This window comes from Acinetobacter sp. YH12098 (genome assembly GCF_013419235.1).
Classification (GTDB): Bacteria; Pseudomonadota; Gammaproteobacteria; order Pseudomonadales; family Moraxellaceae; genus Acinetobacter; species Acinetobacter amyesii.
The window spans coordinates 1-20,060 of sequence record NZ_VPAO01000005.1 but is presented as its reverse complement, the minus strand read 5'-3'; the positions used below and the strand labels follow the sequence as shown (position 1 = coordinate 20,060).

21 protein-coding genes are annotated in these 20,060 nt (G+C 42.5%); 8 read left to right on the top strand and 13 right to left on the bottom strand.

The features are described from left to right. Positions 1 to 2 precede the first annotated feature (2 nt). Positions 3 to 2,090, top strand: coding sequence for a polyribonucleotide nucleotidyltransferase (gene pnp / locus FTU38_RS02315; RefSeq protein WP_171262611.1), 2,088 nt, complete (start codon positions 3 to 5; stop codon positions 2,088 to 2,090). 138 nt (positions 2,091 to 2,228) lie between these two features. Further along, positions 2,229 to 3,497: a magnesium transporter CorA family protein gene (locus FTU38_RS02310; protein ID WP_180110470.1), complete on the top strand. Its 1,269-nt coding sequence runs from the start codon at positions 2,229 to 2,231 to the stop codon at positions 3,495 to 3,497. A gap of 35 nt (positions 3,498 to 3,532) precedes the next feature. Here the strand turns inward: FTU38_RS02310 and FTU38_RS16790 are convergent, their stop codons facing one another. From FTU38_RS16790 to FTU38_RS02260, 11 genes are all read right to left on the bottom strand, one after another. Continuing rightward, positions 3,533 to 3,739: a DUF2147 domain-containing protein gene (locus FTU38_RS16790; protein WP_180066201.1), complete on the bottom strand. Its 207-nt coding sequence runs from the start codon at positions 3,737 to 3,739 to the stop codon at positions 3,533 to 3,535. Next, the gene (locus FTU38_RS16785) at positions 3,736 to 3,981 is read right to left on the bottom strand and encodes a hypothetical protein (RefSeq protein WP_249733288.1); all 246 of its coding nucleotides are present in this window, start codon (positions 3,979 to 3,981) and stop codon (positions 3,736 to 3,738) included. Before FTU38_RS16785 ends, FTU38_RS16790 begins: the two co-directional genes overlap by 4 nt. 158 nt (positions 3,982 to 4,139) lie before the next feature. Continuing rightward, positions 4,140 to 4,403: a YdcH family protein gene (locus FTU38_RS02300; RefSeq protein WP_078192816.1), complete on the bottom strand. Its 264-nt coding sequence runs from the start codon at positions 4,401 to 4,403 to the stop codon at positions 4,140 to 4,142. A gap of 81 nt (positions 4,404 to 4,484) precedes the next feature. After that, on the bottom strand, positions 4,485 to 4,823 hold the full coding sequence (locus FTU38_RS02295) for a chaperone modulator CbpM (protein ID WP_111885626.1): 339 nt from the start codon (positions 4,821 to 4,823) through the stop codon (positions 4,485 to 4,487). Between the two features lie 10 nt (positions 4,824 to 4,833). After that, complete coding sequence (locus tag FTU38_RS02290; protein WP_180110492.1) at positions 4,834 to 5,796, bottom strand: DnaJ C-terminal domain-containing protein; 963 nt, start codon at positions 5,794 to 5,796, stop codon at positions 4,834 to 4,836. 141 nt (positions 5,797 to 5,937) lie between these two features. Beyond that, on the bottom strand, positions 5,938 to 6,402 hold the full coding sequence (locus FTU38_RS02285; protein ID WP_078192815.1) for a DUF2147 domain-containing protein: 465 nt from the start codon (positions 6,400 to 6,402) through the stop codon (positions 5,938 to 5,940). A 188-nt stretch (positions 6,403 to 6,590) separates the two neighbouring features. Then, positions 6,591 to 7,055 (bottom strand): DUF2147 domain-containing protein, encoded by a 465-nt coding sequence (locus FTU38_RS02280; RefSeq protein ID WP_168377964.1) that lies wholly within the window; start codon positions 7,053 to 7,055, stop codon positions 6,591 to 6,593. A gap of 284 nt (positions 7,056 to 7,339) precedes the next feature. Further along, positions 7,340 to 7,792 carry a DUF2147 domain-containing protein gene (locus tag FTU38_RS02275; protein WP_180110469.1) on the bottom strand — a complete coding sequence of 151 codons (453 nt, stop codon included), beginning with the start codon at positions 7,790 to 7,792 and terminating at the stop codon, positions 7,340 to 7,342. Positions 7,793 to 8,038: 246 nt separating this feature from the next. Then, entirely contained in the window at positions 8,039 to 8,914 is an 876-nt protein-coding gene (gene hslO / locus FTU38_RS02270; protein WP_168377962.1) for an Hsp33 family molecular chaperone HslO, read from the bottom strand. A 50-nt stretch (positions 8,915 to 8,964) separates the two neighbouring features. Next, entirely contained in the window at positions 8,965 to 10,806 is a 1,842-nt protein-coding gene (locus FTU38_RS02265) for a monovalent cation:proton antiporter-2 (CPA2) family protein (RefSeq protein ID WP_168377961.1), read from the bottom strand. A gap of 78 nt (positions 10,807 to 10,884) precedes the next feature. Beyond that, positions 10,885 to 13,107, bottom strand: a complete 2,223-nt coding sequence (locus FTU38_RS02260; protein WP_180110468.1) for a primosomal protein N' — start codon at positions 13,105 to 13,107, stop codon at positions 10,885 to 10,887. Positions 13,108 to 13,257: 150 nt separating this feature from the next. Here FTU38_RS02260 and gspF point away from each other — a divergent pair, with 150 nt between their 5' ends. From gspF to FTU38_RS02240, 4 genes are all read left to right on the top strand, one after another. Then, positions 13,258 to 14,463, top strand: coding sequence for a type II secretion system inner membrane protein GspF (gspF, locus tag FTU38_RS02255; RefSeq protein ID WP_078189785.1), 1,206 nt, complete (start codon positions 13,258 to 13,260; stop codon positions 14,461 to 14,463). A gap of 36 nt (positions 14,464 to 14,499) precedes the next feature. Beyond that, positions 14,500 to 14,937 carry a type II secretion system major pseudopilin GspG gene (gene gspG / locus FTU38_RS02250; protein ID WP_180022603.1) on the top strand — a complete coding sequence of 146 codons (438 nt, stop codon included), beginning with the start codon at positions 14,500 to 14,502 and terminating at the stop codon, positions 14,935 to 14,937. Between the two features lie 283 nt (positions 14,938 to 15,220). Beyond that, positions 15,221 to 15,556, top strand: coding sequence for a hypothetical protein (locus FTU38_RS02245; RefSeq protein WP_168377958.1), 336 nt, complete (start codon positions 15,221 to 15,223; stop codon positions 15,554 to 15,556). A gap of 221 nt (positions 15,557 to 15,777) precedes the next feature. Next, positions 15,778 to 16,116: a tRNA-binding protein gene (locus FTU38_RS02240; RefSeq protein WP_111885638.1), complete on the top strand. Its 339-nt coding sequence runs from the start codon at positions 15,778 to 15,780 to the stop codon at positions 16,114 to 16,116. 83 nt (positions 16,117 to 16,199) lie between these two features. Here the strand turns inward: FTU38_RS02240 and lnt are convergent, their stop codons facing one another. Then, the gene (lnt, locus tag FTU38_RS02235; RefSeq protein WP_180110467.1) at positions 16,200 to 17,759 is read right to left on the bottom strand and encodes an apolipoprotein N-acyltransferase; all 1,560 of its coding nucleotides are present in this window, start codon (positions 17,757 to 17,759) and stop codon (positions 16,200 to 16,202) included. Further along, the gene (locus FTU38_RS02230) at positions 17,756 to 18,595 is read right to left on the bottom strand and encodes an HlyC/CorC family transporter (RefSeq protein WP_078189781.1); all 840 of its coding nucleotides are present in this window, start codon (positions 18,593 to 18,595) and stop codon (positions 17,756 to 17,758) included. Before FTU38_RS02230 ends, lnt begins: the two co-directional genes overlap by 4 nt. Before the next feature lie 200 nt (positions 18,596 to 18,795). On the opposite strand from FTU38_RS02230, the gene tusA reads away from it, so the two are divergent. Together tusA and FTU38_RS02220 are read left to right on the top strand one after the other, a co-directional pair. Beyond that, complete coding sequence (tusA, locus tag FTU38_RS02225) at positions 18,796 to 19,053, top strand: sulfurtransferase TusA (RefSeq protein ID WP_180034995.1); 258 nt, start codon at positions 18,796 to 18,798, stop codon at positions 19,051 to 19,053. 133 nt (positions 19,054 to 19,186) lie between these two features. After that, a partial coding sequence (locus FTU38_RS02220) for a phage late control D family protein (protein ID WP_180110466.1) occupies positions 19,187 to 20,060 on the top strand: 874 nt, incomplete at its 3' end.

The following is a 20,060-nucleotide window of genomic DNA, read 5'->3' as shown; positions in this document are numbered from 1 at the left end:
CGATGTTTAATATTATTCGTAAAGAATTCCAATACGGTCAGCATCAAGTTGTCCTAGAAACAGGTCGTGTTGCGCGTCAAGCGAACACTGTAATCATCACTATGGGTGGTGTACAAGTTCTTGTTGCCGTTGTTGCTCAACCAACAGCTAAAGCAGGTCAAGACTTCTTCCCATTGACTGTTAACTACCAAGAAAAACAATATGCTGCAGGTCGTATCCCGGGCGGTTACGGTAAACGTGAAGGCCGCGCGTCTGAAGCTGAAACTCTTATTTCACGCTTAATCGACCGTCCAATCCGTCCGTTGTTCCCAGAAGGTTACTACAACGAAATCCAAGTGACTGCGACTGTGATTTCTTCTGACAAAACGATGGATGCTGACATTGCTGCAATGTTAGGTACATCTGCTGCACTTGCAATTGCGGGTACGCCTTTCCGTGGTCCAATCGGTGGTGCGCGCGTTGGTTTAATCAACGGTGAATACATCCTTAACCCGAACCACGAACAGCTTAAAGAATCTGACCTTGACCTTGTGGTTGCAGGTACAGAATCTGCAGTATTGATGGTTGAATCAGAAGCGAAAGAACTTTCTGAAGACCAAATGCTTGGCGCTGTATTGTTCGGTCATGACGAAATGCAAATCGCGATCCAAGCGATTAAAGAATTTGCTGCGGCTGCTGGTGCAACAGAGTCTACTTGGACTGCACCTGCGAAAAACGAAGACCTTCGTGCAAAATTAAAAGAAGCGTTTGAAGCGAAAATCTCTGAAGCATACACAATCGCTGTTAAACACGATCGTTATGCAGCACTTGATGCGCTTCAAGCTGAAGCTGTTGCTCAATTTGTTCCAGAAGAAGACGTTGACGGTATCGCTGACGACTTAGCTGAATTATTCGAAGACCTGAAATACCGTACAGTACGTGACAACATCTTGTCAGGTAAACCACGTATTGATGGCCGTGATACTAAAACAGTTCGTGCGCTTGACGTACAAGTTGGCGTGTTAGACCGTGCTCACGGTTCTGCATTATTCACACGTGGTGAAACTCAGGCGTTGGTAACAACAACTTTGGGTAATACACGTGATGCGTTAATGGTAGATACATTAGCGGGTACGAAAACTGACAACTTCATGTTGCACTACAACTTCCCTGCATACTCTGTAGGTGAAACTGGTCGTGAATCTGGTCCTAAACGTCGTGAAATCGGTCACGGTCGTTTAGCGCGTCGTGGTGTACAAGCTGTACTTCCAGCAGCTGACCGCTTCCCGTACGTGATCCGTATCGTATCGGACATCACTGAATCTAACGGTTCATCTTCAATGGCTTCTGTATGTGGTGCTTCTCTATCACTTATGGACGCAGGTGTTCCACTTAAAGCGCCAGTTGCGGGTATCGCAATGGGTCTAGTCAAAGAAGGCGAGCGTTTCGCAGTTCTTTCTGACATCTTGGGTGACGAAGACCACCTTGGCGACATGGACTTTAAAGTAGCAGGTTCTGCAAACGGTATTACTGCACTTCAAATGGACATCAAGATCGAAGGTATTACTGAAGAGATCATGGAAGTTGCATTGAACCAAGCGTATGCAGGTCGTATGCACATCTTAAATGCAATGAACCAAGTAATTTCACGCGCTCGTCCTGAAATCTCTATGCACGCGCCTACATTCCAAGTGATCAACATCAACCCTGATAAGATCCGTGATGTGATTGGTAAAGGTGGCGCAACGATTCGTGCGATCACTGAAGAAACTAAAGCAGCAATCGATATCGAAGATAACGGTACAGTTCGCGTATTTGGTGAAACTAAAGCGGCTGCTTCTGCTGCTGTTGCGAAAATCCAAGCGCTTACTGCTGAAATCGAACCAGGTACAATCTACACTGGTAAAGTGATTCGTATCGTTGAATTTGGTGCGTTTGTAAACATCCTTCCAGGTACTGATGGCTTACTTCACATCTCTCAAATTTCTAACGAACGCATTGCGAACGTTTCAGACGTATTATCTGAAGGTCAAGAGATCAAAGTACAAGTTGCTGATGTCGACAACCGCGGTCGTATCAAATTAACCATGAAAGACATCGAACAAGCTTAATGGTTTGTTGATTCACAGGGTTTCGGCTCTGTGAATGGATTCTAAAAAGCCTTGAGTGCAGTCAGAGTATGAACTTTGACTTGCTCAAGGCTTTTTTTATGGCATCATGCAAAAAGTAAACACAATAATAAATGAGATATGCAAACCTATTATTTTTTTCAGCATCCAACAGCCGCGCATATCTATGTGCAAGACCAAGTGCAATGTGAGCATCATCCTGAACTTGAGCCTGAGTTTATTTGGATTGATTGTACCCGTGAAGATGTCGTCAACCGCCCTGAGCAATGGCAGCGTGAGATTATTCAGGCGTGTGATCTACGGGTCAATGAATATCATCTGTGGGATATTTTAAATCTAGAGCATCCGTGTGCCTTTGACACACTCGATGATTATGATTTATTAATTTTTAGAAAAATGGTCACACCCGATGACCAAATTGTTGCAGGTGCAGAAGCTCTTGAAAAGCATGAGCGGGTCTTTGGTTTGGCGACCACCCCGATCAGTTTTTTGATCACGCCCCAAGTGCTGATCACGGTGCGCGAAAAAGGCAACAAAGCCATTGAAAGTTATATCCAACGGATTGAAACTTTAATTTCTCGTCCGATTGATGAACAAAATAAACCACGAAAATTAGCCATTACACCCTTAGATTTGGCATTGCGCTTACTGAATAATATGGTAGATGGATACTTGGATTTACGTGTTCCTTTGACCCGCCGTGTCGAGTTTTGGCAGCGAGAATTGCTGCAAGGGCATCGGCGTTTTACCAAGTGGCATCAGCTGCTGCAGGAAAATATGGCTTTTCAGCAAGTGGAAAATTTGTGTGAAGAGCAAATTGAAGCCTTGCAAGAACTGCGTGATGAAGTTGTAGATAATTACCCACATTTGAAAGGCAAAAAGCGCAGTGAAAAGCAGGATATCATGCTGGTTCGGGTAGATGATTTAACCAGTCATATCGAACGCATTCAAAAACACACCACACGATTACGCAGTGCTGTGCAGGCCGCCATTGATCTGCATTTTTCAGCCGTTGCTAACCAAACCAATGAAAATATGCGGATTCTGGCGATTATTACGGCAATTTTCGCACCATTAACCTTATTAACCGGTATATACGGTATGAACTTTGAGTTTATTCCGGGACTCAAATCGCCAACCGGTTTTTGGATCATGCTCGGCATCATGCTGATGACCACGATTTTACTACTGTATTATTTTTATCGACGGCATTTGGTCGGGCGCGGTGAAAAAAGTGTGATTGATATGTTAGCACAGCAGCACGGCGATCAACACATGAATCTGTTTTGGTTTATGGATTATGAACCAATCAAACAGACGGTGAAGGGCACAGTCAAAGGTACGGTTAAAACCATGAAAGAAATTGAGAAGCTGACGAAACTCAAATAATTCGTGTCAGCTTCTCTGATGGGTGGGTTTAGTTGCTAATCATTACGAATCCATGTGGTACTACGTCCGAGTGCAGACACGCCAATATAGCCGCGCATGGTTAAACGTTTGCCATTTGCACTCAGCTTGCCTTTGCCTTTATAGACATTGCCCGAGAGGGGATCCAGCACGGTTCCATTGCTATATTGATTTGGATGTTGTGGGTCTGGTTTAAATTCTTTGATAATTTCGGAACCTATCAAAACCCATTTTTGAGTTTGCCATTACATTTTAAGCATACTTCAACCAAGGGTTTGTACGGCAATGGGCATATTGCAGTGAGTGTTCCACTATACGTCCCGTCGGCATTTTTAACGACGGTGACATCGCCGCGTGAATATCCTGTTTGGTCATCAATTGTTTTCCAAACACTGGTCATATCATTGGCATGCAACAGAGCGCTGAAACTGAGTAATGCTCCAAATAGCACATGATGTATTTGCATGATGAATCCTTTGTCATGATTTTATTGTTTTTTAAAAATCTGCAGTACAACGCGATTTGACCGATCCTTATGGTCTTAGTAATTCAATTGCGTAGCCTTGTGGGTTGTACTGCGAACGACATGCATCATGAAAAATCCCCTATACATGAATCGATATCTCAAGAGATATCATCATTTTCGTTACTTTTCAGCAAGCGATAAATTTCATCTTTTAGCTTTAATTTCTTACGCTTAATGGTCTCAATATCCGTGTTATGGTGATTGACAGGATTTAATTCCAATTGAATAATTTCACGATCTAACTCATCATGTTCTTCAAAGATCCGTGCAAAATATGGATTTTCATCACGTAACTGAGAGACCAAATCACGGTACTCAGGAAACATGTTTTTGACTTTTTTATTGCAATCTCGTGTTTTCATGGTTGTCGATCACTTCCTCTACAAGACAAACTCTACAAGAAAAGAAAAACGCCCTGCGAGGCAGAGCGTTCATGATTACATTTAATGTGAATGAAACTGTTGGTGTTTGACTTGGCGACGTAGTTGTTGAACTTCGTCAATTAAATCAAGCATCATAGCGACCGCAGTAAAACTGGCATCGAAATCTCGTTGAAGCCGATACGCACGCCGTGCGCGAGATATATCATCGCCAAAAAATTGATGAATCCTGTCTTCTGAACGGCTAGGCAGAATATCGTATTCGAGTAGTTGCAGAACCCATTCTGGACTTTGCCCACAGGCAGAGGCAAAGTGTTGTAGATCAAAACTACTTTTTTCGTCTACGATTTCAGTCTGTTTACATCCGTCACAGACAATTTCACGATAATGAATTGTTGTCATGGTGCTCTCCTTAAGACTGTCGTGGATTAAATGACGGAAAAGCTTGAGCAAAAGCCGCATATGCTTGTTGCTCTTGTTCGGTTTGTGCAGCTGGTATCTGTATATTTAAAATCAGGTAAAGGTGTCCGGGTGTTTTATTTGGTATCCCTTTGTCCTTTAATCGTAGCTGCTGACCAGTACGTGCATTTTTAGGAATTTGTAGTTCTAATGTTTTGCCATCAGGACTGGTAAATGCAATTTTTTGACCCAATGCGGCTTCCCATGGACTGATATTCAGTTGTTGGAAAATATCAACGCCTTCTACACGGGTTTGCTCAGTTTGTTTATACAAAATTTCAATGTATAAATCGCCGGCGGCTCCACCGTTATAGCCAGCTTGCCCTTGGCCGGAGAGTCGAATTTGTTGACCTGATTTCATACCTGCAGGAATCTTGACTTGCAGGGTTTTACGTTGGACTTCAGGCTCACCATGGGCGTTGAGGCTTGGAATCTGTAAGGTGATATTCTGCGTTGCACCATGAAATGCGACTTCTAAATCCACTTCTAAACTGGCGTGTTGGTCTTCACCACGGAAGCTCTTGGTTTGGCGGTTTGCACGTTGATACTGATAGTCACCGCCACCAAAGCCTTGCCCAAAACGACCAAACAAGTCTTCAAATCCACTAAAGTCCGCATGCTGACCATCACTCGTCGATTGGCGATAAAACTGAGATTGGTCAAAACCACCTTGGTTACCAGCATTAAACCCAGCAAATCTTTGAGGATGATCGAGTTCAAAATCGTATTGTTTTTTCTTTTCGGCATCACTTAAAGTGTCGTATGCAACATTAATCGCTTGCATACGCGTTTCAGCATCAGCCTCTTTACTGACGTCAGGGTGATATTTACGCGCCAATTTTCGATAGGCTTTTTTAATTTGATCTGCCGAAGCATCTCGGTCGATCCCTAAAGTTTGATAGTGATTGTCTGGCATACTCTCTGTATAAATATTGATCATGTTTAAATCAATATAGAAGGGTTCATCAAACTATCATAGGGGCAAACTGCAGCTTATTGTTTCAAAACATGACAATAAAAAAGCCTCACGAGGAGGCTTTTAAAAACACATTTAAAATTAATATTTTATCCAAGTGACACTACGACCAATCACAGATACACCAACATACCCACGTATAGTTAAATGTTTTCCTGAAGCACTAAGTCTTGCTTTGCCTTTATAGATTTTTCCACCAATCGGGTCCAGAACTTTACCGTTTTGGAATTCACGTGGATTTTTTGGATCTTGTTTAAAGTCCCAAATAAATGGCAAGCCGATAAAAGGTTTATTTTTCAATTCACCTGGGCAGTTCGAGCAGACGCCCATTTTTTCAGTGCCAGGGACATTGCGTGTGGTGACAATGATGCCTTCATAGCTTCCATCGGCTTTTTTGCGAATTTCAACGTCTGCACGCGAATATCCTGTACGGTCATCGACGGTTTTCCACTTCCCCACTAGCGGATCGGTTTCCGCAGCGATTGATAATCCTGACAAAGTGCTAAGTAGTATTCCGGCAAATAATTGTTGATATATTTTTTTCATTTCATCCCCTGAAAATTCAGAATTGTGTTTTTAGAGTAAGTTGCCTAATTTATATATAAAGCCCTACAAAATCAATGTGATGGTTTGTGATGTATTTGGCAGATTTTTTTAAAACACTGCTTTAATATGGAGTTTTTACTCTAATTTTTAAGTTAAAAAAGGCCTTTAATGATTTAAAGGCCTCGTGCTTAGTTTTTGACCCAAGTGACATTGCGTCCAATTGCAGAGCCTTCAGTACGACCATTGATGATCAAATGCTTGCCATTATTCATCAAACGAGCGCGTGCATTGTAGTGCTTGCCTGATTTGGGATCGAGCATCACTCCACCCACAAATTCATTGGGCTTTTCTGGATCAGCGCTTAAGCCGCTTAAAGTGGTTAAACCGACCATGGGTTTATTTTTCTGAGCACCGGTGCATTGCGTGCATGTCGAAACATTTGCTGTTCCGGGTACGCTTCGGCTTTGGATAATGGTGGCCGAATACAGGTCATGCTTATCTTTGCGAATCACCACATCGGCAAGGGAATATCCTGTTCGATCATCAATGGTTTTCCATGTCCCCACTAAGGGGTCAATCGCTGCAAAAGCAGAGGATAAACTGCAGATGGAGAACATGCCGAACAGGATAGAAGGGAGGAATTTAACAGCCATATAATTACCCACATTACACAAAAAGCGGATGCCTAAAACTTAAAGGCATAAAAATATTATGGGTTTAATGTAGCCTGAAATAATATGAATATTCTAGTGATTTTTTAAGAATTGGTATTTATATTTTGAGCCAAAACATGAACGAGTTGGCGCTAAATGAGGTTTATGCTGAACGTCTACGCACTAGTAAAATAGTCGGAATTCATCTCAAAGTCGATTGTTATCGGCATGATGAACTCGTCTGGAGTTGAGTTCATCATGCCAATGAAAGCCAAATGGCGACTTTAGTTGACGCGGATCCAAGATACCGTCCGGCCGAGAAGCGTGGTTCCAACATAACCTCGAAGTGTCAGGACATTGCCGCGCGCATTCAATTGCCCTTTACCTTGATAGGTATTGCCTGAAAGTGGGTCGATCACCTTGCCATCGGTGTACGCATTCTCTTTTGCATTATGTTTAAAGCCAGAGAATATCGGTAAACCAATTAAGGGTGCATTTTTGAGTTTACCTTCGCATTTTTCACAAATCGTGGTGACAGGGCGGTTGGGGATGGCATGCACTTTGGTGATTTTACCGCTATAGCTGCCGTCTTTTAATTTAGTGATTTGGACTTCAGCACGAGCATAGCCTGTTTTGTCATCTATGGTTTTCCATGTCCCGACGAGGTCTGCTGCATGTGCTGTCATTGGGCCAAAGTAGAACATGGCTAAAGGAATAGCGAGTGTTTTGAGTTTCATAATTTATCCAGTTTTTTTTACATTATTTTTCAATTAAAAATAAAGCTTTGTTGGTTTTTTTGACTTTATTTCTGGCGCGATTCTACTCGAAAAAAAATTGATCGCAAATACAGCTGATCATGTTGATGCTTTATAGTTCGAACCCATTCGACTAAGCGCAAGAAAGTAGTAGGTCTAAATTTTATCGGGACAATAAAAAAGCACCCCGAAGGATGCTTAGATTTAGGCTTTTAATCATGCAATGATTTAGCTAAGGTGTTGACCAAAAAGGGATAAAGCTTCTTCTGCCGTAAAGGTATATTTTGTATTACAGAATTGGCAGTCCATTTCAATTGGGTTTTGAAACTCTAAGGTTTCACGAACTGCAGCAACACCAATTTGTTCAAGTGCTGTCGCACAGCGTTCTTTTGAACATGTGCAGCCAAATTTTAAGGCTTCAGTTTCAGGTAGACGAACTTCTTCTTCGTTATATAAACGATATAAAATTTCATTTGCGGATAAAGACGTTAACTCTTCTGCTTTTAATGTCTCGGTCAGCATGGTTAAACGTGGCCATAGGTCTTCATCGACACGGCGTTGTTCTTCTTCGCTGTTACGAGGCAATAACTGGATCAGCAAACCACCTGAACGACTGTTGCTGCTTGCTAAGACGATGCGTGTTGGGATCTGTGCAGAGAGATCATAATATTGCATCAAGCAACCCGCTAATGTCGGTTTGTCTAAAGGTACAATCCCTTGATAACGCTCACCAAATTCAGGCTCGATATTAATGAAAAGTACTGGGTTTACCAAGGCTTTGAGTACCGTGCTGCTGTCTTCAGCGGCTTGAAAGTGCGGGTCTTCTTCATAATCTGCAAGTGCGCGAACTTCACCGAGATGATTACATTCCGCCATTGCCCATTTAAATGTGCCTGCAGCCTGAATTTGTAAGCTAATACGACCTTTAATTTTTAAGGTACTGGCCAACAAGGCAGTCGCGCTGAGCATTTCACCCAAGAGAATTTGTACAGCAGGTGCATAGTCACGCTGTGCAAGAATCGTTTGTAGAGCTTCTTCAAGATGAACCACTTCTCCACGAACAGGGCTATCTTCAATAAAAAAGCGTTGGCGTAAATCTGACATAAAATTCTCCATAACCCTGCTTTAATGGTGACGATATTGTAAAACACAAGTCATTCATTATCATCTCTTGTGACATCAATACGATGACGTTGTAAGCTGCGTTGTAAATCAACACCTGTAGGTTTTTCACGGGCTTGCGCATCGCTTTCAAACAAATGTTCCAGTTCAGCTAAAGCGTTACGATGCGTTTCATAAATCTTTTGTTCATCGGTATAGATTTGCTGCTGTTGAGTCAGCAGTTTTTCATCATAATCACGGAACAATTCGATACTTTTATAGGCATCTTCATCGCTGATGCCTAAGTCGCACAGCATGTGATAGGCCATTCCTAAAGAGGATAAATAGGTTTCACGCCAAATATGCTCAATCCCCAAATCACGCAGCAAATGCACTTGATGACGGTCACGCGCACGGACCAATAATTTTAACTGAGGGTAATTCAGGCGAATATGACGCGCCACATTCATCGAGTCTTCAATATCATCAATAGCAAGGACGAACACTTTGGCATGTTCAATGCACGCAGCGCGTAAAATATCTGGTTGTGTGGCATCGCCATAATACAGATGACCACCATAATTACGTACGAAATCGACTTTGTCTAAGTTGCTATCAATAGCGGTAAAAGACAAATGCTGTAAATGCGCCACACGAGCAATGATTTGTCCAAAACGTCCAAAGCCCGCAATAATCACAGGATTATGTTCATCCGGAATGTCGTCATATTCGGGGATGGTTTTTGGATTAAAACGTGGCAAAATTTGTGATTGTATTAACCAGTACAACATAGGGGTCAACACCATCGACAAAGTGACGATGAGGGTTAATGGCTCCAAAATGGCCTGCTGTACGACATTTTCACTTTTCGCCACGCTAAAGACCACAAAGGCAAATTCACCGCCTTGAGCCAAACAGGTTGCCAGTAAAATACTGTTGCGCCATGTATTTTTAAGATAACGCGCAATCGCGGTAAGTGACGCCATTTTGATGAGCATCAGTGCCAACGCACCACCGATAATGAACCATGGCATTTCAACAAACAACGACAGTTCCGTGGTCATTCCCACGGTCATAAAGAACAGCCCAAGTAAAAGCCCTTTAAACGGAGCAATACTGGCTTCGAGTTCATGGCGGAATTCCGAGTCTGCCAATAGCACGCCCGTCAGAAATGCTCCGAGTGTGGTACTGATGCCCAGTACATCCATCAACACCACGACACCCAGCACAATAAATAAGCCAACAGCAGTGATCAGTTCATGCGCGCCACTTTTCGCGACGAAACGGAAAAAAGGCCGCATTAAGTATCGACTAAATAAAAATAAGCCTGAAAAAGTTGCAATGATTGCAGCGAAATAGGCGATTCCGTGATGTGATGATTCTGTTCCTGCGAGCAGGGGGATGACTGCAATCAGGGGAATTGCGGCCATATCTTGAAACAGCAAAATCGAAAAGGATTGTTGCCCATAGGTGGTGTTTAATTGCTGTTTTTCACTCAGCATCTGCAAGACAAAGGCAGTAGAGGAGAGTGCCAGAGCGAAACCGATAACGATACTGGCTGCAATGCCTTGTTGTAAGGCAAAAAAACTGCCTAGCGCTAAAAGCAGACCGGTCAGACCGACTTGTAAACTGCCCATGCCGAAAATAGAACTACGCATGCTCCATAGCCGCTGTGGACGAAGTTCGAGTCCGATCAGGAACATCAGTAAGATCACGCCAAATTCAGCGAGCTCTTGGATCGCTTCGGGATCACTGGCAATGTTAAAGACATCGGGGCCGAGCAAAATACCGGTGAACAGATATCCCAATACCGTTGCAATACCAAAGCGCTTGAGCAAAGGGACAAGCAATAAGGATGCGCCAAGGAAAATTGTGATCTGTAACAGTAGTGACATTTACTCGTCCTAGAGTGGTATTTTTGGTCGAAAGTTGCAATTCAGTATGACTGATTTTTCAGACTGAATTGTACGCGTTTAACTGAGTTCCTGTGGGTCTATATCGAGGCTCAATTTCATATTTGATGGCTTGTTATGCAAGATGTTTTGCCACCAATAACGCAGATAATAATGTAAGCGCGCACGATCTGTAGACAGTAAAACCATGTGGGATTGATAACGTCCCGCTTTGCGCTCCATCGGGGCAGGAATCGGCCCCCAAATGTCAATAATTCCAGCAGAGTCCTGACGCAGCAATTGGGCATGTTGCTGTAAAAATTCAGTATTGAGTTCTTGGTTTTTGGACTCACAGCGCACCAATGCGGCATAGCGAAACGGTGGCATTTGTGCCATTTCCCGTTCTTTCATGGTTTCTTTGGCAAATTTTCGATAGTCCTCATTGACCAAAATATTCAAAAGTGGATGGTCGGGTCTTAATGTTTGTAGGAATACATCGCCTTTACGTTCGCCACGACCGGCACGCCCTGTGACTTGCACAATGAGTTGAGCGGTACGTTCGATGGCACGGAAGTCCACACTCAGCAGACCTGAATCGATATCTAAAATCGCCACCAAGGTGACGTAAGGGAAATGATGACCTTTGGCCAGCATTTGTGTACCAAGTAAAATAGCAGGCTCACTTTTTTGAATCTTGTCATAAATCTTTTGCCAACTACCAACGCGGCTGGTCGAGTCACGATCCACTCGAATGGTGTCATGTTCAGGAAACAACTCATTTAAACTTTCTTCAACTTTGGCTGTGCCCATCCCAATAGATTTGAGCTCCTGATGATTACACTGTGGACAATGCTCTGGCATACGGTGAATGGTTCCGCAGTGGTGACAATGCAAGTGTTGATAGGGGGTGCGGTGTACCGTGAAATTGGCATCACAGTGCGGACATTTGGCCTGCCATGCACAGCTTTCACAAATTAAAACCGGGGCATATCCACGACGGTTTAAGAACACTAACACCTGTTCTTTTTTTTCTAGGCGCTTACGGATTTCACCAATTAATAATTGGCTAATTCCTTGCTGTTTCTGTGCCACTTTCAGATCAAGGATGTGCATTTTCGGCATGACTGCGGTGCCAGCACGTTGGTTCAATTCCAGTACAGTCATTTTGCCTTGTTTCGCGAGTGCATAACACTCGATACTAGGCGTGGCAGAACCTAAAATGACAGGGCATTGTTCCAGATGCCCACGGTAAAGTGCGACATCTCGAGCGTGATAGCGAAAGCCTTCTTGTTGTTTAAAGGACAGATCATGCTCTTCATCAATCACAATCAAACCTAGATTCGGCAGTGGGGTATAAATTGCAGAACGCGTGCCTAAGATAATTGACGCCTTACCTGTTTGCGCCGCTTGCCAAGCTTGCATACGTTTTGAATCGTTCAACCCCGAATGTAGTAGAGCAATATTGCAATGAAAACGTGATTGGAAACGGCTAATGGTCTGTGGGGTGAGTCCAATTTCAGGTACCAAAACCAAGACCTGTTTGCCTTGCTTTAGAACCTCTTGCATGATTTGTAAATAGACTTCGGTTTTACCACTGCCGGTGAGACCATCAAGTAAAAATGCCTGATATTGATTCCGCGCTTTTAACACACGATCAATGGCTTTCTTTTGCTCCGGATTTGCTGTGAGCGGCATCTGTGCCATGCTCATGGGCATCGGGCTAAAGTCCTGTTCAGCCAAGACACATTGGCAGATACCTTTTTTCTCTAATGCTTTGAGTGTTGCGGTTTCCACACCTGCCAAATTAAGTAAATTTTCCCCAGTTCCAGTTGGGTGTAATTTTAAAATTTTATAGGCTTCTTGCTGTCGTTCCGAGCGCTTAATTTTGTCATCGGCATGGTGGTCGAGGAGATTCCATGTTCGTGCCAATAAATTATAGGGTTTCCCTTGGCGTAACAGCGTTGGAAGGGCACTTTGCATGACTTCACCAATTGGAAATTGGTAATACTGTGCAGACCATGTCAATAAATTTAAAACTTTCTCATCTAAAATGGCGCGATCATCAAGTAGTTCAGTAATGGCCTTGAGTTTAAAGCTTGAATCGAGTGGTGCATCGGGTGCAATTTTTTCCACGATGATGCCGGTCAAATTTTGCCGACCAAAAGATACAGCAACGCGTGCACCTACTTCAGCTTGTTGGTATTGCTCTTGGCTTAAGCTGTAATCGAAGCAGTCGTATAAATATACCGGTACGGCGACTCGAACGCGGTAAATAGGTGTTGCAATGCTCGCTGAATTTGCCATAAAACGTGGATAAGTTCCTGATTAAATTTCGTCGTGATCGTAAAGGAGTTGTGTTAGAGTGAGCTCATATTTTATATCTAAGAATATGAATGATTTTGATGGTCAGACGCAACTGCGCTGATAGAAATTTTGGAAAATTAGAGCATTACAATGCCTGCATATCAGTTTACTGCCATAGACGCTTCAGGGAAGCAGCAGAAGGGTGTACTTGAGGGTGATTCTGCGCGTCAAATTCGTCAACAGCTCAGAGATCAGTCACTCATTCCAGTTGCTGTCGATCCAATTGAGCAAAAAGACAAACACGCGCAGCAGCGCTGGTTTCAAAAAGGGCTGAATGCCTATGACTTGGCTTTATTGACTCGCCAACTTTCAGTTTTGGTTGCCGCTGCGATTCCATTAGAAGAAGCGATCCGTGCTGTGGGAAAACAAAACGAAAAAGCCCATGTGCAAAATCTGTTGATGTCGGTGCGTTCTAAAGTTTTGGAAGGACATTCTTTAGCCAACGCACTACAACAAGCAGGACGTTTTCCTGAACTGTATATTGCCACGATTGCAGCAGGTGAGCGTTCAGGTCATCTCGATCTCATACTCGACCAACTTGCCGATTACACCGAAAACCGCTTCGCCATGCAAAAGAAAGTGCAGGGTGCGATGATTTATCCGATCATCCTGATGTTAATGTCTTTCGGTATTGTGATGGGACTCATGACCTATGTGGTCCCAGATATTGTCAAAACCTTTGATCAAAGCAAAGATGCCTTGCCGTGGATAACGGTCGCTTTAATGAAAGCCAGTGATTTTATTCGAATGGCCTGGCCATTTTTATTGGTCGGTAGCGTAGTCTCGATTTTTCTCTTGGTTCGATTTCTAAGAACAGCGGCGGGTCATTATGCCTTTGACCGATTGACCTTGAAATTACCATTATTCTCCAAACTGTCTAAAGGTATTAATGCGGCTCGTTTTGCCAGTACCTTGTCGATTTTAACCAAGTCCGGTGTGCCTTTAGTCGATGCTTTAAAAATTGGAGCAGCGGTCAGTAATAATTGGGTGATTCGAGATTCGGTCAACCTTGCGGCAGAGAAAGTAACAGAAGGTGGTAATTTAGCAACACAGCTTGAGCGAAGTGGTTATTTCCCACCAATGATGGTACAAATGATCAAAAGTGGTGAAAGTTCAGGCGAATTAGACCGGATGCTAGAACGTGCTTCGACGATGCAAGACCGAGAAGTGACGACTTTAATTTCAACTTTATTGGCGTTGCTTGAACCGCTGATGTTGGTATTTATGGCGAGCATTGTACTGGTGATCGTGATTGCTGTGATGCTGCCAATCGTGAATATGAATAATATGATTTAAGACATTCGAACAATGATGTGAACAGAGATTTGTAACATGCAAGTGAAGACAAAAAATATGAAGCAACAAGGTTTTACTTTAATTGAAGTGATGGTGGTCATTGTCATTTTAGGTGTTTTGGCAGCGCTGATTGTACCGAACGTGATGGGCCGTGGTGAAAAAGCTAAAGTCGATACTACGGCGATTACCTTAAAAACTGTGGCAGGTGCACTAAAGCAATACAAAATTGATAATGGTAAATATCCATCGATGCAAGATGGTGGTTTAAATGCCTTAATTACTAAGCCAGAATCTGCAAAAAATTGGTTACCAGATGGATACTTAAATGGGCAATATCCAAAAGACAGTTGGGACAATGACATTCAATATGTGATTCCCGGTTCTGAAGGCCGTCCTTATGATCTTTATTCATTTGGTGCGGATGGTCAGTCTGGCGGTGAAGAAAATGATGCCGATATTTACTATAAACACTAACTGAGAATAATTATAAATTCAGTTTTAATGGAATTAATCACTTCACTTAATAGGATGTTTCAATATTGAGTGAAGTGATAATAAATCTTAATTATAAAATTAATATTAAGTTATTGAATTTACTTTAAATTGCATAATATAAAATATGTGATATTTATAATAAGAATTATTCCCAATTTTATTGATTACAATAATCGCAAAATATGAATAAATATAGGCTTTTCATTTAAATAAAACCGCGCATAATATCTTTTATGGTACTTTTTTAGCCATGGAGGATAGTATGAAAGCATTATTATTAACGGATGAAATTAACCAATTTCATTGGTCTATGCTGAAATCTGTTCTTTTCATTTTAAGTATTCTGCCGATCAGTCAAGGCATTGTGTATTTATGGCAAAGCACTGAGGGCAGTAGCCAAATTATGGTGGGCTTCTTTGCCATGAGCTTAATGAGTTCATTACTGGCTTTAAGTTTTTGGTCTGCATTAAAAGCGACTGTGGCAAATTTAAAACAAGAACATGCATCTGCCATCGAACAAATGGTTGTTCGTCTTTATCGATATATTCCAATGGTGTCTTTAGCTGCCATGCTTTCCTATTTAGTTACTCAGTTATAACCCCAAAATTAACCTTCCAAACTGGGGCTTGCTCCAGTTTTTTTATGTCTCGTGCTAATGAACAGTTAGCCTACATTAATGTGAAACTTGTTCTAAGATGACGTTACTTTGTCCGTTTTGACGCATCGAATGTCTGCTTCACATATCGTCAGCCTGAATCAAATTTTTATAATGCATAGATAGTCAGATGAAGCACAACAAAGAGAAGAAAAGAGGGAAAAATGCAACAGATTGATTGGCAAGATTTTTTGAAAGTTGAATTACGTGTGGGGAAAATTGTACAGGCTGAAGTCTTTGAGCAAGCACGTAAACCCGCGTACATTCTCCATGTGGATTTTGGAGAGGAACTGGGCATTAAAAAGTCCAGTGCACAAATTACACAGCTGTATCAGCCGGAAAATCTAGTGGGAAAATTGGTCGTTGCCGTCGTGAATTTTCCAAAAAAACAAATTGGGCCGATCCAGTCAGAGTGTTTGGTCACAGGTTTTCATAATGCAGAGGGGCATGTTGCTCTTTGTGTGCCTGATGCAGAGATTCCCCTCGGCACTAAGTTGCTTTGAAAAAGTAAGATGAGCTGGCACGTTGAAAGTTTATCAATAAAAAACCGAGCCAAAGCTCGGTTTTTTGATCTTTTGTAGCGGAATTAACGGCGTGATTTAAAAGAAATATCAACTTTACGCGGGCGATAAATCCAACCGAGAACCAATAGCAAGAATGAGAAAATCAACACAGGCCAATCACTTAAGCGAGTGTAAAGCGTTTCGCCTTGCATGGCAGGTAAATCACCACGCAGTACTGCATCTTTATCCATCGGTGCCTGTTTCACAATGTGACCATTATGATCAATAAAAGCGGTAATACCTGTATTGGTTGCACGAATAAACCAACGGCCATTTTCTTTGGCACGCATTTGAACCATTTGTAGGTGCTGATGCGGGCTCGCTGTTCCAGTAAACCATGCATCATTGGAAATAGTCACTAAGTAGTCACTTTGACTGGCATTACGACGGGTTAAGTTGGGATAAGCCACTTCATAGCAAATCGCCGCACCTAAATCATGACCTTTAACATTCAAAGGCTTTTGGTTGTTTGCACCACGTGAAAAGCCACTCATCGACGGGTCATTTTGTAGGGCAGGCAGTACCCAACTTAACATCCCTGAAAGCGGAATGTATTCACCAAAGGGAACTAGACGTTGCTTCTTGTATAGACCTGAAGATTCATCACCAGTAGCCATGATGGTGTTGTAATACATAGGGTGTTGGTTTTGCTGTGATTCTGCCAAGTCCCAATAGGGAATACCTGTCACCCAAGCCGTTCCTGTTTTATTGGCTTGGACTTTCATCGCATCCAAAAACGGCTCTATATCGGTTTGGAACATTGGAATGGAGGATTCAGGCCAAACAATGACATCACGGCCCCATTCGGTCCGACTTAATGATGCATATTTCATTAAGGTTTGAGCTTGGTATTCTGTTAACCATTTTAAATCTTGTGGAATATTGCCTTGAATTAAGGAAACACTCAGCGGTTTTTCATTTTTAGGCTGAACAAATTGCAGTTGCGCTGCACCCCATGCCCCGAGCAAAACAAGGGTAGATGGAACAATCCAAAAGATGCGTTTACGCAGGATTTCAACCAAGGCGCAGGCCAATACAATGACCGCAAAAGATACCCCAAAGATCCCGAATAATGGCGCATAGCCATCGAGGAATCGTTCAGTAAAGGCATAACCTGCAAACAGCCATGGAAAACCGGTAAAGACCCAAGTTTTACTCCACTCGAAAAACACCCACAGTGGCGCAAAGGTCAGTGGGGTTTCTGGAAAGAAGCGGCGGTAGAGCCAACTCTGAATTGCGGTAAACAGCCCCATCACAATCGCCATAATGGCAATCATCAAAACACTCAGTGCTGAATTGGTATCACCATAGACATGGATCGAGGTATACAGCCAAAAAGCCCCAACAAACCATAAGCCAAAGCCATACGCTAGACCAATGAAAAACGATTGTTTAGGTGCACGTTGACTTAGGCAGGCATACAGAATGGCTGGAGATAAAATTGCCAACCACCAATAATGATAAGGTGCCAGCGACAAGCTGAAGATGGCACCTGAAAATAATGCAATCAGCAAAGGATAGATGAAAGGTAGCTGTTTTTTTTGTTCTGAGTGGTTTAGCAGCTTATCAAAGTAGGTTCTCATTTACGGACAGCTCGGATCAGATGAATAGTACGTGCATCTGCCTCCAAAATGGTAAATTCCCAGTTTTCAAGTTCAATCACTTGACCTTGTAAATCACTGACCAAGCCCATTTCTTGTAGCAGTAAGCCGCCCACAGTTTCTACTTCATCATCTGAAAAATCAGCATCTAAAAGATTGTTAAAGTGTTCAATTGGTGTAAGTGCTTGAACCAACCATGTATTTGCACTTAACGGGTCTTCATCTGGAATGATAAATTGAGCTTCTTCATCAACTTTGTCGTGTTCATCTTCAATTTCACCCACAATTTCTTCAAGAATGTCCTCTAAAGTGACTAAGCCTGAAGTTGTGCCATATTCATCAATCACAACAGCGATATGGGTTTGGGTATTTTTCAACATACGTAAAACTTGGTCAGAACGCGCGCTCTCAGGTACAAATAAGGGTTGGCGCATTAATGCACGAATATCGACTTTGGTGGTCGGTTCTGTCAAAAATGGCAACAAATCTTTGGCCAATAAAATACCGACGACATTGTCTGGCTGGTCTGAAGAAAAGACAGGGAAACGTGAGTGTGCAGATTCAACAAGTACATGCAAAATATCTAATAACTCATCATCTTCTTGTAAGCTGATCATCGCAGTACGGGGGGTCATGACCTCGCGGATTTTAGTTGCAGGTAAGTCGAGTACCCCTTCGAGCATGGCAACTGTATCGGGTTCTAAGAAGCGACGTGAATCTTGTACCAATTTCAACAGTTCGTCACGGGTTTCTGGTGCAGTGCCCAGCCATTTACGTAAGCCGCGCATGCCCCACGACGGGCCGGATTCCTCTTGCATGATCTTTCCTAAAGACTCTTAATATCTAATAAATGATGATTTTATCATACCGTAGAAAATACAGTTGTCTATTGTTAATGTTGATCTAGATGATGAGCGATCAAGTCATTTTAAGAGACTTTCACCTGCATTTTTCAAGCTAACATTCAGTCTTCAGGATTATGCTAAAATAGCGTTAGATTTTAATGCTGAGTTTTCTAATGTCTGAGCCTTCTGTGCCCCCATCAATTCAATTAAACACCCGTGGCTTACGTTGCCCTGAGCCTGTGATGATGTTGCATCAAGCCATTCGTAAATCAAAATCGGGCGATATTGTTGAGGTTTTTGCAACAGATAATTCGACCTCTTGGGATATTCCGAAATTTTGTATGCATTTAGGTCATGAGCTTTTGCTTCAAGAAGAACGTCTTGATGAAAATGGACATAAAGAATTTCATTATTTGGTTCAGAAAGGTTAATTTAAGAGATTGTAAAAAATAATAATTATTAAGATGTTACATTTTTATTAATAAAATAGGCTGGTCAAGTCTGATGGCTAGCCTATATCATTCGCAGCATAATTATACAAAGTTTAAAAAACAGACTTTTAAAATGTTAAATTCGATTGCTCTTATACTTGAAAAATTAGGCTTATCCGCCCAAAAACGTGCCATTCATGTGCAATTTTCCAACCCTGCGTTGAATGACGAGCTTTTTATTCAACGTATTGATGGGGAGCATGTCTTAAACCAAGGCGTGCAAGCGACTTTGATTTGCCTATCTACTAATGCCCTTATTCCATTAAAACAATTTATTGGCTCAAAGGTCGCGGTTGATCAAGTGACTGATCAGGGCGAACTCTTCCGCACCACGGGTATTATTACCGAAGCCACCCAAGGGCAGAGTGACGGTTCACTCACGCTGTATAAACTCACTTTAGAAGATGCAACATCGCTGTGGCATAAGCGCCGCAACAGCCGTGTGTTTATGAACAAATCGGTGCGCGATGTCAGTGAAACTCTCTTTAAAGAATGGCAAAGCAAAAGTCCGCTTTTTGCTGCCAGCCTAACGCTTGATCTTAGCGGTTTAAGCCAAAACTATGATGTTCGACCTTTCATCATGCAGTCGAATGAAAGCGATTATGACTTTCTGACCCGACTTTGGCGCAGTGAAGGCATCAATTGGCTCATCGATGAAGCGCAGCTGAAAGTGCCACATTCCTCAGCGCCAATTGAAAAACAAAAACTCCGCCTGATTGATGACAACAGCCAATATCAAGCACTCAGCCGTCGTAGTATCCGCTTTCATCGCTCTAGCGCTACTGAAAAACAAGACAGCATCACCAGCTTGATCGGTGAACGTAGCATTCAACCGACTGCGGTCCATGTGCAGCGCTGGCAAGCCGATGGACTGAGCCAAGAAGAAGGCGCAGGTTCTGTTCAAAGCAAACATCAGCATAGCCAAAGCCAAGACAATGCCAGCTTAA